Source organism: Microbacterium esteraromaticum, assembly GCF_900163815.1.
Taxonomy (GTDB): Bacteria; Actinomycetota; Actinomycetes; order Actinomycetales; family Microbacteriaceae; genus Microbacterium; species Microbacterium esteraromaticum_B.
The window spans coordinates 14,589-27,207 of the sequence record NZ_FUKO01000017.1; the positions used below are offsets into that span (position 1 = coordinate 14,589).

At 66.7% G+C, this 12,619-nt stretch carries 12 protein-coding genes; 10 read left to right on the plus strand and 2 right to left on the minus strand.

Translation table 11 applies throughout. The annotated features are described in order from the left end of the window. The first annotated feature begins 12 nt into the window (after positions 1-12). Positions 13-1,386 (plus strand): FAD-dependent oxidoreductase, encoded by a 1,374-nt coding sequence (locus tag FM104_RS05075; protein ID WP_087130381.1) that lies wholly within the window; start codon positions 13-15, stop codon positions 1,384-1,386. A 33-nt stretch (positions 1,387-1,419) separates the two neighbouring features. Further along, positions 1,420-2,406, plus strand: coding sequence for an alpha/beta hydrolase (locus FM104_RS05080; RefSeq protein WP_087130382.1), 987 nt, complete (start codon positions 1,420-1,422; stop codon positions 2,404-2,406). A gap of 15 nt (positions 2,407-2,421) precedes the next feature. Here the strand turns inward: FM104_RS05080 and FM104_RS05085 are convergent, their stop codons facing one another. Both FM104_RS05085 and FM104_RS05090 read right to left on the minus strand, forming a co-directional pair. Further along, positions 2,422-3,195: an alpha/beta fold hydrolase gene (locus tag FM104_RS05085; RefSeq protein ID WP_087130383.1), complete on the minus strand. Its 774-nt coding sequence runs from the start codon at positions 3,193-3,195 to the stop codon at positions 2,422-2,424. A 102-nt stretch (positions 3,196-3,297) separates the two neighbouring features. Then, positions 3,298-3,786: a YajQ family cyclic di-GMP-binding protein gene (locus tag FM104_RS05090; RefSeq protein WP_087130384.1), complete on the minus strand. Its 489-nt coding sequence runs from the start codon at positions 3,784-3,786 to the stop codon at positions 3,298-3,300. Between the two features lie 176 nt (positions 3,787-3,962). Here FM104_RS05090 and FM104_RS05095 point away from each other — a divergent pair, with 176 nt between their 5' ends. From FM104_RS05095 to FM104_RS05125, 8 genes are all read left to right on the plus strand, one after another. After that, on the plus strand, positions 3,963-5,210 hold the full coding sequence (locus FM104_RS05095) for a sugar ABC transporter substrate-binding protein (protein WP_087130385.1): 1,248 nt from the start codon (positions 3,963-3,965) through the stop codon (positions 5,208-5,210). 90 nt (positions 5,211-5,300) lie between these two features. After that, positions 5,301-6,917 (plus strand): ABC transporter permease subunit, encoded by a 1,617-nt coding sequence (locus FM104_RS05100; protein WP_087130386.1) that lies wholly within the window; start codon positions 5,301-5,303, stop codon positions 6,915-6,917. Position 6,918: 1 nt separating this feature from the next. Continuing rightward, entirely contained in the window at positions 6,919-7,869 is a 951-nt protein-coding gene (locus tag FM104_RS05105; protein ID WP_087130387.1) for a sugar ABC transporter permease, read from the plus strand. Between the two features lie 40 nt (positions 7,870-7,909). Further along, positions 7,910-9,799 (plus strand): glycoside hydrolase family 13 protein, encoded by a 1,890-nt coding sequence (locus FM104_RS05110; RefSeq protein WP_087130388.1) that lies wholly within the window; start codon positions 7,910-7,912, stop codon positions 9,797-9,799. Between the two features lie 187 nt (positions 9,800-9,986). Beyond that, positions 9,987-10,145 (plus strand): hypothetical protein, encoded by a 159-nt coding sequence (locus FM104_RS16465; RefSeq protein ID WP_179206678.1) that lies wholly within the window; start codon positions 9,987-9,989, stop codon positions 10,143-10,145. 126 nt (positions 10,146-10,271) lie between these two features. Next, a complete protein-coding gene (locus tag FM104_RS05115; RefSeq protein ID WP_087130389.1) occupies positions 10,272-11,411 on the plus strand; it encodes a hypothetical protein in 1,140 nt (379 codons plus the stop codon). Between the two features lie 4 nt (positions 11,412-11,415). After that, on the plus strand, positions 11,416-11,907 hold the full coding sequence (locus FM104_RS05120) for a hypothetical protein (RefSeq protein ID WP_143738259.1): 492 nt from the start codon (positions 11,416-11,418) through the stop codon (positions 11,905-11,907). A gap of 56 nt (positions 11,908-11,963) precedes the next feature. Further along, positions 11,964-12,611, plus strand: coding sequence for a spermidine/putrescine ABC transporter substrate-binding protein (locus FM104_RS05125; protein ID WP_179206679.1), 648 nt, complete (start codon positions 11,964-11,966; stop codon positions 12,609-12,611). The last annotated feature ends 8 nt before the right edge of the window (positions 12,612-12,619 follow it).

A 12,619-nucleotide genomic window follows, 5' to 3' on the forward strand; every position in this document is an offset into this window, starting at 1 on the left:
GGAAGGAACCCCATGACGAAGCTCAAACTGGCCATCGTCGGGGCAGGACCGGCGGGCATCTACGCCGCCGACATCCTGCTCAAGGCCGAGCGGAAGTTCGACGTCTCGATCGACCTGTTCGAGCACCTCCCGGCGCCCTACGGTCTGGTGCGCTACGGCGTCGCCCCCGATCACCCGCGCATCAAGGGGATCATCAATGCGCTTCGCGACGTTCTCGACCGCGGTGATATCCGACTCTTCGGAAACGTGCACTTCGGCACCGACATCACGCTGGAAGACCTCAAGCGGCACTACAACGCGGTGATCTTCGCGACCGGTTCGGTGCGCGATTCCGGCCTCGACATCCCCGGGATCGACGCCGAATGCTCCTACGGCGCGGCGGAGTACGTCAGCTGGTTCGACGGTCACCCCGACGTGCCGCGCGAGTGGTCGCTGGATGCCGCATCCGTCGGCGTCATCGGCAACGGCAACGTCGCCCTCGATGTCTCGCGGATGCTGGCCAAGCACGCCGACGACCTGCTCGTCACCGAGGTGCCGGACAATGTCTACAACGGGCTCAAGGAGAGCGCGGTCACCGACGTGCACATCTTCGGCCGCCGTGGACCCGCGCAGGTGAAGTTCACGCCCCTCGAACTGCGCGAGCTCGGTGAGCTGCGCGATGTCGACATGGTCGTGTACGACGAGGACTTCGACTACGACGAGGCATCGGAGCAGGCGGTGGCCAGCAACAAGCAGGTCATGGTGATGAACCGCATCATGCAGTCGTGGCGCAAGCTCGACTCGGTGAACAACGCCGGCGGCACAGCATCCCGCCGTCTGCACATGCATTTCTGGGCGCGCCCCGTCGAGGTCAAGAAGGACGAGAACGGCCGTGTCGCCGCCCTCGTCTACGAGCGGACGAAATCGGATGGCGCCGGCGGCGCCGTCGGCACGGGCGAGTTGCGCGAGATTCCGATGCAGGCGCTGTACCGTGCAGTCGGATACTTCGGATCGCCGCTGCCCGGCGTGCCGTTCGACAAGAAGCACGGCGTCATCCCGAACCGTGAGGGGCAGGTGCTCGAGACGAAGTCGAACCAGCGTGTTCCCGGTATCTACGCCACGGGGTGGATCAAGCGTGGCCCCGTCGGCCTGATCGGCCACACGAAGTCGGATGCCATGGAGACCGTGAGTCACCTCATCAACGATCAGGGCTCGTGGTGGCAGCCGGAAGATCCGTCCGATGAGGCGATTCCTGCGCTTCTCGAAGCGCGTGGCGTGGAGTGGACCGATCTCGAAGGCTGGCACCGGCTCGACGCCCATGAGATCGAACTCGGCGGCCCGCAGGAGCGCGCGCGCGTGAAGCTGGTGCCGCGTGAAGAGATGGTCCGCATCTCTCGAACCGACTGATCGCGTGGCATGCACCCGGATAGGGTGAAGCGCATGGGGGAGTGGATTCCAGACGTCCTCGGTGACGGGTTCATGCAGCAGACCCTGCCGCTCGGGGAGGATTCCGAGGGCGAGATCGTCGCAACAGTCGTGCGCGCGCTGCCGGAGCCCGCACCGTGGTGGCGGTTCGGTGCGGATGCGCGCCCACTCGCTGGTGTCGACGTGCTGTATGTGCACGGCTGGTCCGATTACTTCTTCCAGAAGCGCCTTGCGCGGTTCTGGACGTCACGGGGAGCCCGTTTCTTCGCGCTCGATCTGCGCAAGTACGGGCGCAGCCTGCGCGCCGGGCAGACTCCCGGCTACATCACGGACCTCGCCGAGTACGACGATGACATCGCCGCGGCGCTCGACGCGCGGGGGGATGCCGTCGGCCGGCGACTGGTGCTCCTCGGCCACTCCACCGGTGGGTTGATCCTCAGTCTGTGGGCGGCACGGCATCCGCGTCAGGTCGACGCGCTCGTGCTGAATTCGCCGTGGCTGGAGTTCCAGCTCGGCGTCGCCCGCGCTGCGATCGCGCCGATGGTGGAGTTGAGGGCACGGTGGTCGCCGATGGATGCTGTGCCGCAGGTGGATCTCGGTTTCTATACGCGTGCGCAGCACGAGGTCGCCGACGACTCAGACCCCGTCGAGGTGAACCTCGAGTGGCGTCCGGAGCAGTCGATGGCGGTGCATGTGGCATGGCTGCACGCGGTGCTCGCCGGTCATGCAACGGTGTCGCGTGGACTGGCGATACCGGCGCCCACGTGCGTGCTGCTGTCCGCGCGCTCGGCTGTGCCCACCCGATGGTCGGAAGAGCTCACGCGTGCCGACAGCGTGCTCGTGGTCGACGACATTGCCAGGGCGGCATTGAAGCTCGGCCATTCGGTCACCGTCGAGCGCATCGACGGCGCGCTCCACGACGTGTTCCTCTCCGCGCACGATGCCCGCGAAGAGGCTTATGCCCGGCTTGGCCGCTGGGTCACCGGGTGGGCTGCCTCCTAGCCGCCGTCGACGGACTCAGACCCGATCCCGCACCACTCGCGCTGTCGCGCCGGGGTCGAGGCGGTGCATGACAGATTCCGGAACGATGACGAGGCGGGAGTCAGGCAGTTCGGCAGCCAGCCGGTCGGCGGCGGCGACCAGGACCGGGAAGGTCTGAGCGCCGCGCAGGATCGTGACCGGCGGGTGCACCGACAGCATCGCTGCGGTCGGCGTGGATACCCTTGCGGTCAGTTCGGCGTCATAGACGGTCGACTGCGCGAGCGGCACGAGTGATGCGAACTGCTCGCTCTGGCGGATGCTGTCCACCATCTGCCGCGGAAGCCCCACGGCCTCCAGCTGGAATGTGACGACCGCCTCGGCGCTGCGTCCTTCGTCGACGAGCTGCTGCAGCCGCTGTGGAAGGTCCGCGGCGGGCTCCTCGACCCCGAATCGGAAGGGAGGCTCAGAGAGAAAGAGCGCGCGAATCGGAACGCCCCGTGACGCGGCGAAGAGCGCGAGCACAGCGCCAGATGAGTGTCCGAGCACGATCGCGTCGCCGCCGACGGCCTCGATCACCGCCGCGAGATCATCGGCTTCGTCTTCGGGCTGAGATCCGCGCTTGTCACCGCTGGTACCTCGTCCGCGGCGGTCCATCGTGATCGCACGGAACCCGACATCGGCGAGGGCGCTCGCCAGAGCGTCGCCGTCTGCAGCCAGCGAGAATGCGCCGCCGACGATCACGACGGCGGGTCCGGTGCCCAGCTCGTTGAACGCTATCGCCGTTCCGTCGCCAGAGGTCACTGTGTCCATGCGTCTAAAAGACCACGGAGCGCCGAGACGCGCAAGAGCGATCGACGATGTATCGGAATAGCCGGCCGGGCTGGCTGGGTCTTCCGTCTGCCGCGGGTTCGGTCAGCGGTAGTTGATGAACTGCAGGTCGACGTCGAGGTCGCTGCCCTTGAGCAGGGCGATCACCGACTGCAGATCGTCACGGCTCTTCGACTGCACGCGCAGTTCATCGCCCTGAATCTGGCTCTTCACGCCCTTGGGGCCCTCATCACGGATCAGCTTGCTGATCTTCTTCGCGTTCTCGCTCGAGATGCCGTCCTTGAGGCTGGAGACGATGCGGTACTCCTTGCCGCTCGCGAAGGGCTCGCCGCTGTCGAGGCTCTTCAGCGAGATGCCGCGCTTGATCAGCTTCGACTGGAAGACGTCCAGCACCGCCTTCGCGCGCTCCTCGGAGTTCGCCTTGATCAGGATGTCATCGCCGCTCCACGCGACAGAGGCATCCGTGCCCTTGAAGTCGTAACGCTGCTCGACCTCCTTGCGGGCCTGGTTCAGGGCGTTTTCGGCCTCCTGATGATCCACCTTCGAAACGATGTCAAAAGAACTGTCAGCCATGGAGGCAGTCTATCGAGAATGGCCATCATGGAAGCGCTTCCACAACAAACGTCGCCCCGATTCTCTGTCACAGGTTGATATCAGTGGCACCACTCATTGCGATCCTGGCCTCCGGCCATGCATACTGTAAGCGCTTGCATACCCGCAGGTCCCCAGCATCGAGAGAGGCAACACCAATGAAGGTGACCATGAGAAACATCCTCGCGTTCGGCGCCATCGCAGCGACGTCGGCAATCGTCCTGGCCGGCTGCTCATCCAGCGAACCGGGCACAGAACCAGACAAGAAGCCCGACTTCGCGGGCCAGATCACCGTCTGGGTGGATGCTGACCGCGCTGGCGTCCTCGAGGATGCCGCCAAGGAGTTCACCAAGGACACCGGCGTGAAGGTCACGCTCGTGCAGAAGGAATTCGGCGAGATCCGCGATCAGTTCGTCCAGCAGGCACCCACGGGCAAGGGCCCTGATGTCGCCGTCGGCGCGCACGACTGGCTCGGCGTTCTCGTCGACAACGGCGTCGCCGCTCCGGTGGAGCTCGGCGACAAGGCCGGCGACTTCGAGAAGGTCGCCGTCGACGCATTCAGCTACGACGGACAGGTCTACGGCGTGCCGTACGCCATTGAGAACATCGGCTTGCTGCGCAACACCGACCTCGTCGACGAGGCTGCGACCGACTTCGACGACCTGATCGCCAAGGGCAAGGCCGCGGGCACCGACTACGCGTTCCTGGTCGGACTCGACCCGGAACAGGCCGACCCTTACCACCTGTACCCGTTCCAGACATCGTTCGGCGCTCCGGTCTTCGGCCAGAACGACGACGGCAGCTACAACGCTGACGACCTGCAGATCGGCAACGACGGCGGCACGCAGTTCGCCTCGTGGCTGGCCGAACAGGGCAAGGCCGGCGTATTCAACACCAACATCACCGGCGATCTCGCCAAAGAGAACTTCCTTGCCGGCAAGTCGCCGTTCTTCCTCACCGGTCCGTGGAATGCTCCCGCTGCGGTCGAGGCCGGCCTTAACATCGCCGTCGACCCGATCCCGTCCGCGGGCGGTCAGGACGCTCAGCCTTTCGCCGGCGTGCAGGGCTTCTTCCTCAGCGCCGAGAGCAAGAACAAGCTCGCCGCGAACGAGTTCCTGCTGAACTACATCGGCTCCGAGAAGGTGCAGACGGCTCTGTATGAGGTCGGTGGCCGTGCTCCGGCTCTGTCAACCGCTTTCGACGCCGCGGTCAAGGGCGACCCGATCACTGCCGGCTTCGGCGAGGTCGGCGCCAACGCCGTGCCTATGCCCAGCATCCCCGAGATGGGTGCTGTGTGGCAGTTCTGGGGCGTCACCGAGGCTGCGCTGATCAACGGTTCGGGCGGCGACCCGGCTGCTCTCTGGAGCAAGATGGCCGCCGACGTTCAGGACGCGATCAGCAAGTAGGCAGCGGCGCGGGGTGGTGGCCAGCGGCTGTCACTCCGCCCGTTCTGCTCTGTCTCACTTACAGATACCTGACAGCACCGAGGACAGCCGATGACGATCACCGACGATCACGATCCCTCCACCACCGCACCTCCCACGAAGCGAAGTCGTCGTGCTGCCCGCATCGCCGAGGCGGCGGGCGGCGGCTGGGGCCTGGTACTGACCAAGATCGTCGTGCTGGGGCTCATCGTCGCCCTTGCGCTGTACGCCGCTCTGGTGCTCATCCGCATGGATCAGGGGGTGCCGGCGATCATCGTGCTGGCGGTCGCCGCGCTGGCGGTGTGGATCTACTTCGGACGAGGCCGTCTGCCCGCCAAGTACCTCATGCCGGGGCTGATCTTCCTGTTCGTCTTCCAGGTTTTCGCCGCCTTCTACACCGGCTACGTCGCCTTCACGAACTATGGCACCGGGCACAACAGCACGAAAGAAAGCGCGGTCAACGCGCTCATGCTCTCGGCTCAGGAGCGCGTACCGGACTCCTCGTCATACGGACTGACCATCGTCGAACAGCTCGGTGAGTTCTCATTCCTGGTGACCGCGCCCGACGGCGACGTGCTCCTCGGCGGCGACGAACGACCGCTCGAAGAGGTCGACGGTGCGGATATGGACGGCGGCAAAGCCGTGGGGTTGAACGGCTACACGACGCTCGACTTCGGCGGCATCGTCGCCAACCAGGAGCAGCTGGCCGCGATGTCAGTGCCGATCAGCGACGACCCGAATGACGGTTTCCTGCGCACCCCTGATGGCTCCAGCGCGTACGTGTACACCTCCAAGCTCAGCTACGACGACGCCGCCGGCACCATGACCGACACCCGCAGCGGTGTCGTCTACTCCGATATCGGCACCGGCGCGTTCACGGCATCCGATGGCACCGAGCTCAAGCCCGGCTGGCAGATCGTCGTCGGGTTCGACAACTTCACCCGCGCGTTCTCCGAGGAGTCGATCCGCGGTCCCTTCCTGTCGGTGCTGGTGTGGACGTTCGTCTTCGCCTTCCTGTCGGTCTTCACCTGCTTCGCGCTCGGGCTGTTCCTGGCGATCGTCTTCAACGACCCGCGGATGAAATCGAAGAAGTACTACCGGGTGGTGATGATCCTCCCGTACGCGTTCCCCGGGTTCCTCTCCGCGCTGGTCTGGGCTGGAATGATGAACCAGGAGTTCGGATTCCTGAACGTGGCGGTGTTCGGGGGAGCAGACATCCCCTGGCTGACCAATGAATGGCTCGCGAAGGCCAGCATCATCCTGGTGAATCTGTGGCTCGGGTTCCCCTACATGTTCCTCATCTGCACCGGCGCCCTGCAATCGATCCCCGAAGACGTGCAGGAAGCCGCGCGCGTCGACGGAGCGAACGCCTGGCAGGTGTTCCGCTCGATCAAGCTGCCGCTGCTGTTCGTCGCGGTCGCTCCGCTGCTGATCTCGTCGTTCGCCTTCAACTTCAACAACTTCAGCCTGATCTACATGCTCACCGGCGGCGGTCCGCGCGATGTCACCGCCGGCGTCAATGTCGGTGCCACAGACATCCTCATCACCATGGTCTACAAGGTCGCCTTCGTCGGATCGAGCTCCGACTACGGTCTGGCGAGCGCCTTCTCGATCATCATCTTCATCCTCGTCGCGACCATCTCGGTCATCGCGTTCCGGCGCACCAAGGCCCTGGAGGATCTGAACTGATATGAGCACTTCGCAGACCACAGCATCCGCAACCTCCGCGATCGTCACCGCGGGAGCCGGCACCTCGGGCGTGCCCGGCGAGGGCAGGGAGCCGCGGCGACCGTTCCGGAAGTACTTCCGCGAGACCGGTTGGCGACACCTCGTCGGCCTGGTGGCATCGGCTTTCGCCCTGTTCCCGCTGCTGTACGTGCTCAGCGCGTCGCTGAATCCCGGCGGCACGCTGCTGACGGCGAACTCGCTGTTCAGCAACGTCAGCATCGAGAGCTACATCGCGCTGTTCCAGAGCGAACGGCACCCCTACGGCTCATGGTTCATGAACACGCTCATCATCGGGCTGATCACCGCGGTGTTCACCGTGCTGCTCGGCGCGCTCGCCGCGTACTGCTTCTCGCGGATGCGGTTCACCGGGCGTCGCTTCAGCCTCACCGCGCTGCTGGTGGTGCAGATGTTCCCGCAGATGCTGGCGATGGTGGCGATCTTCCTGCTGATGGTGACCATCAGCGACGTCTTTCCGGCGATCGGTCTGAACTCGCAGATCGGGCTGATCATGGTCTACCTCGGCGGTGCACTCGGGGCGAACACCTACCTCATGTACGGATTCTTCAACACCGTGCCCGCTTCCATCGACGAGGCCGCGAAGATCGACGGCGCCGGGCATGCGCGCATCTTCTTCACGATCATCCTGCGTCTGGTCGCACCGATTCTCGCGGTGGTGGGACTGCTGAGCTTCATCGGCACCTCCAGCGAGTTCGTGCTGGCGAGCGTGATCCTGATCGACCCCGACAAGCAGACCCTCGCGGTCGGTCTGTACAAGTTCGTCTCCGACGAGTTCTCCAAGAACTGGAGCGTCTTCGCCGCCGGTGCCGTGCTCGCCGCGATCCTGCCGGTCGCGCTGTTCCTCGCGCTGCAGAAGTACATCGTCGGCGGGTTGACCGCCGGCAGCGTGAAGTAGCGGATGCTGGTTACGCCCGTCCATCTGAAAGGCCACTGACATGACTGCGCTGCTTCCTCACCACGACGGCTCGCCGCTCTACGTCTCGCACGACGCGCCCGCACTCGGCGACGTCGTCATGGTGCGGCTGCGCGTGCCCACCGGATACGGGCCGCTGCGCGCGGTGCGGACGCGCTCGAACCCCGACCACGAGCCGGAGTGGACGGATGCTGTCGCGATCGGCACGACGGATGGATGGGACTGGTGGCAGGCGCCCATCACGGTCCGCAACCCGCGCCACGGCTACCGATTCGTGCTGATCCACGATGACGGCACAGTCGTTTGGCTCAATCAGACCGGCCTGCATCGCGGCGAGACCCTCGATGCCGAGGATTTCGCACTGGTCGCGAACCCTGCTCCGCCGGCATGGCTGTACGAGTCGGTGATGTACCAGGTGTTCCCCGACCGGTTCGCGCGCTCCGCGCAGGCCGATCAGCATCCGACTCCCGAGTGGGCGATCGCCGCTGAATGGACCGACCCGGTCGACCCGGTCATGCCCGGACGCTCGCAGCAGTTCTACGGCGGTGACCTGCCCGGCGTCATCGAGCACCTCGACCACCTCGTCTCGCTCGGCGTGAATCTGCTGTACCTCACCCCGGTGTTCCCTGCCGCGTCCAATCACCGTTACGACGCCGCCAGCTTCGATTCCGTCGATCCGCTCCTCGGTGGCGACGACGCGTACGTGCGGCTGATCGAAGAGGCGCACGCCCGTGGCATCCGCGTCATCGGCGATCTCACCAGCAACCACTCCGGCGATCGGCACGAATGGTTTCAGGCGGCCTTCGGCCATCCGGGGGCTGCGACCGAGAGCTTCTACTACTTCACCGATGATGGCAATACCGAATACGAGACCTGGCTCGGAGCCTCGACGCTGCCGAAGTTCGACTGGTCGTCGCCCGAACTGCGCGAGCGCTTCGTCTCCGGTGAGAATTCGATCGTCGAGAAGTGGCTGCGGCCGCCCTATTCGATCGACGGCTGGCGCATCGACGTCGCGAACATGACCGGGCGTCTCGGCGACGTCGATCTGAACGCCGAGGTGCGGCAGCTGTTCCGCGAGACGATGCTGCGCATCAACCCGGATGCGATTCTGCTCGGCGAATCCACCAATGACGCCGCCACCGACCTGCAGGGCGATGGCTGGCATGGCGCGATGACCTATCCCTCGTTCACGCGCCCCGCGTGGGGCTGGCTCAGTGAACCCACGGATCGGCCGTATCTCACGGCCGAGGGAGAGGAGCGCACCGAACCGTGGTTCTTCGGGCAGCCGATCGGTGGCATCCCGCGGTACACGGCACGCGACTTCGCCGACGCGGTGGTGCGGTTCACCGCCGGCATCCCGTGGCGGGTGCGCCTGGGCAACATGCAGCCGCTCGACACCCACGACACCGGACGGTTCGCGACGAACGCGGCGCCCGGGGCGGTGCCGGTCGCGGTCGGACTGTCGATGACGCTGCCGGGATTGCCGGTCGTGTTCGCCGGCGATGAGTTCGGGCTCACCGGTGCCGACGGCGAGGCGAGTCGCACGCCGATGCCGTGGGGAACGGAGTCGGATGCCGGGGTCGCCGAGCGATTGGAGCTGTACCGCGGTCTGGTGGGACTGCGCCGACGGCATCCGGTGCTCGGCACGGGCGGCATGCGCTGGCTGCACGTGGATGACGCGACGGTGGTCTTCGTCCGCGAGAGCGCAGATGAGTCGGTTCTGGTGCTCGCGACACGGGGGGATGCTGATCTCGAGCTGCCCGCCGGAGCGCTCGCCGGGCCGGCTGAGGCCGAGTCGCTGGTGGGCGACGCGACGCTTGCCGTGGCATCCGACGGTGCGGTGATGCTCGCGGCCGACGGCCCGGCCTTCGCCGCGTGGAGCCTGCCCGGCGTCCCCGCCCCCGCCGCCTGACGCACCGCGTCGCCCCGCCGCCGATTCCCGGCACCCCCGCCCGCCGCCGCGCAGTACCCGCGAGAAACCACTTCCCGCACGAGAAACCACGTGCGCGGTGGTTTCTCGCACAGAAAGTGGTTTCTCGACTGCGGGGCAACGCGCGTGCCTGCGAGAGCGGCCGCTGTCGCGGGCTTACGGTGAGGGCATGGCAGCACGGGTGGGAGGACGCAATCTGGCACTGAGCTGGATCGTGGGCATCCTGTGCGCGGGCATCGTCGGCGCACTGGTGTGGCTTTCGCTGCCGGCCGGGCCCGGACTGTTCGACGTGGTCACGCACCTTCTCGACAGCACGATCCCCGGCTGATGGACGGCTTTCCGCCCGTTCCGGTCACAAATCAGTACCAGGCGGGCAACACTTCGGCACGCCTGCGGCCCGTGCCGCCGCGCGGGAGTTAGCCTCGCACTGCATCTATCCAGGAGAGGCGACCCCATGAGCGACCCAGAGGTTCCCGACAACGAACAGCCCGCAGGCGTCGACGACGTCGTCGGCAGCGCCAATGAGGGACTCGACGCCGCCGCGGCGGCTCGTGCCGACGTAGCTGGCACGGACAGCGTGACGAACGCCGTCGACCCCGATCTCGCAGCCTTCGAAGCAGCCGAGCAGGATTACCCCGGCACGTTCGGTGGGTCCCGTGACGCCGCTGCGGATGCCGCGCAGGTCGCCCCTGGTGAGCCCGCCGACGCCAGCGCCGTGTCCGAGCCGGCCTGGTCCCCCGCGGCGGCGCCCGCTGACGAGCCGGTAGCGGCCGAACCAGACTGGGCGACGGCCCCGGAAACGGCTGCCGAGCCTGCCGCCGAATGGCCCGCTCCCACCCCCGATGAGCGCACCGCGCAGTGGCCCGTCGCAGACGACGCCTACGCCGACCGGTCAGCGCCGGCCGCATCCGAAGAGCCGCTGACCACTCCCACCGTCGCAGACACCGCGTATGCGAGCGAAGGTGCCGCGGCCGCATCCGCTGCTCAGACACAGGTCGTCCCCTCCGAGCCCTACGGTGCGGCTGCGCCGCAGCCGATCTTCGTGCAGGCTCCCGAGGCACCCCGTGAACTCGGCAACCGCGGAGCCGCGGGTGCGATCGGCCTCATCGCCACCGTCTGCTTCGCCGTGCTCTCCCTCGGTGCGATCATTGGTCTCGGCGCGCTGAACGGCGACGTCACCGGTGCGAACATCGGCACCGCAGCACTCGCGCCGCTGACCACCTGGTCGTTCTGGGTTCCGGTGGTCGTCTTCTTCCTCGCGTTCTGGCTTCTGGGCGCGTTCGTGAACCGCGCGCGCTGGGGCAAGTGGGTCATCTTCGGCCTGCTCGTCGCTGCGGCGACCTATGGTGGCCACCTGCTCGGCCAGCTTTTCCAGGCGCCGTTCTGGCGGCTCACCGCGACGGAGTCGGTCGACCTGGTCAGTGAGCAGCTGCTTGCACCGCTCGCCATCGCTGCTTTCCTGTTTGCGCGTGAGCTCACCATCTGGTTCGGTGCGTGGGTCGCGAAGAGCGGCGCGCGCAAGAAGGTGCTGAATGCCGAAGCCCAGGCAGAATACGAGCGCACCCTCGAAGCGGGGCCCGCTGCGCTACGGTGACAACATGACCATCAGAGACCCCCACGGCCCCGCGCCGGAGGGGGTCTCTGCCGTTCTGGCGCTGGTGATCGGCTTCGCATCATTCGCAGCCCTCGCCATTCTCGGGCTCGGGATGCTGACGTTCTTCGCCGACATCGACATCATCGCCGTGCCGGGGCTCGACATCTGGCCCGGCATCGTCGGCATGGTCATCGCGATCGCCGTGTTCAGCGGGATGCTGTGGCCGGTGCTGGTGCGCGAGCGGCCGCATTTCCCGTCGGTGATCCTCGTCGCGATCATCACGGTCATCGCGCACGTGGCAACGGTGTGGGTGAGCGCACTGCTGAGCGGGGCGACTGCCGTGCAGGCATCGGATGCTGCCGCGCAGCTGGTGACGCGCGGTTCGAGTGCGGTCGTGCTCGCCGCAGCCCTCGTCGCGGCGTGGATCGCCGTCGCGCTGCGGCGCACGCAGGCGAATCCGCCGCGCTGGCCCTGGGAGCGCAACGAAGAGGAGTAGCGGCGCTTCGGCCCTGATTCCGCGCCCTTTTGCGCACCGCGCCGTACTCTGGAGCGGTGGAGAGATCACTGGAGACCCAGGTGGGCCTGGCCGTCGAGGCCTGGTTGCGCTGGGTGCCCCGCTGGGAGCCCTCCACACACCGCGGCCGCGCGGCCCCGTGCCGGCGATGCCTCGGATCGCCGATTCTGTCCGCAGCGGGCATCGGCGCGAACGTCCCGCACGGCGTGCAGCACGGACTCTCCACCCGCATCAAATCGATCGTCGATCACGCTGTCGCCGAGTACACCGCGCGCAACCTGCCGATGCTCCAGGCCGAACTCGATCAGCAGGCCGAGCGCAATCGCGCCCGCGCCTATCGCCCGGCAGAGGGGCTCGACCCGGAATACGAGGGGATGCCGCTCGATCCTGATCCGATGCCGGGGGCGCCTTTCCTCTTCACGATCGCTGGCATGGCTGACGATGCCGCCGCTGAGCTGCCCGCACTGCCGCCGCTGACAGACGAGGCGAAGGCCGCGCTGCGCCAGGAGGTCGCGCTCGCCGATGACTACGCGAACATGGTCGGGCGTGAGATCTGCTCGCTGATGCTGCGTCACCGCCTTGCCGTGCAGTCGGCGATCTCGCAGTACGTCGAACCGCAGATCGAGGCGATGCTGTCTGAGCTGAGCGAAGCGCTGGACTCGCCCTTCGATCCGGACACGCCCTAGCGCCCGCG

Excerpts from the sequence above, each read along its gene's own strand:
- FM104_RS05075 (WP_087130381.1), top strand. The coding sequence starts at position 13 with ATGACGAAGCTCAAACTGGCCATCGTCGGGGCAGGACCGGCGGGCATC.
- FM104_RS05080 (WP_087130382.1), top strand. The coding sequence starts at position 1,420 with ATGGGGGAGTGGATTCCAGACGTCCTCGGTGACGGGTTCATGCAGCAG.
- FM104_RS05085 (WP_087130383.1), bottom strand. The coding sequence starts at position 3,195 with ATGGACACAGTGACCTCTGGCGACGGAACGGCGATAGCGTTCAACGAG.
- FM104_RS05090 (WP_087130384.1), bottom strand. The coding sequence starts at position 3,786 with ATGGCTGACAGTTCTTTTGACATCGTTTCGAAGGTGGATCATCAGGAG.
- FM104_RS05095 (WP_087130385.1), top strand. The coding sequence starts at position 3,963 with ATGAAGGTGACCATGAGAAACATCCTCGCGTTCGGCGCCATCGCAGCG.
- FM104_RS05100 (WP_087130386.1), top strand. The coding sequence starts at position 5,301 with ATGACGATCACCGACGATCACGATCCCTCCACCACCGCACCTCCCACG.
- FM104_RS05105 (WP_087130387.1), top strand. The coding sequence starts at position 6,919 with ATGAGCACTTCGCAGACCACAGCATCCGCAACCTCCGCGATCGTCACC.
- FM104_RS05110 (WP_087130388.1), top strand. The coding sequence starts at position 7,910 with ATGACTGCGCTGCTTCCTCACCACGACGGCTCGCCGCTCTACGTCTCG.
- FM104_RS16465 (WP_179206678.1), top strand. The coding sequence starts at position 9,987 with ATGGCAGCACGGGTGGGAGGACGCAATCTGGCACTGAGCTGGATCGTG.
- FM104_RS05115 (WP_087130389.1), top strand. The coding sequence starts at position 10,272 with ATGAGCGACCCAGAGGTTCCCGACAACGAACAGCCCGCAGGCGTCGAC.
- FM104_RS05120 (WP_143738259.1), top strand. The coding sequence starts at position 11,416 with ATGACCATCAGAGACCCCCACGGCCCCGCGCCGGAGGGGGTCTCTGCC.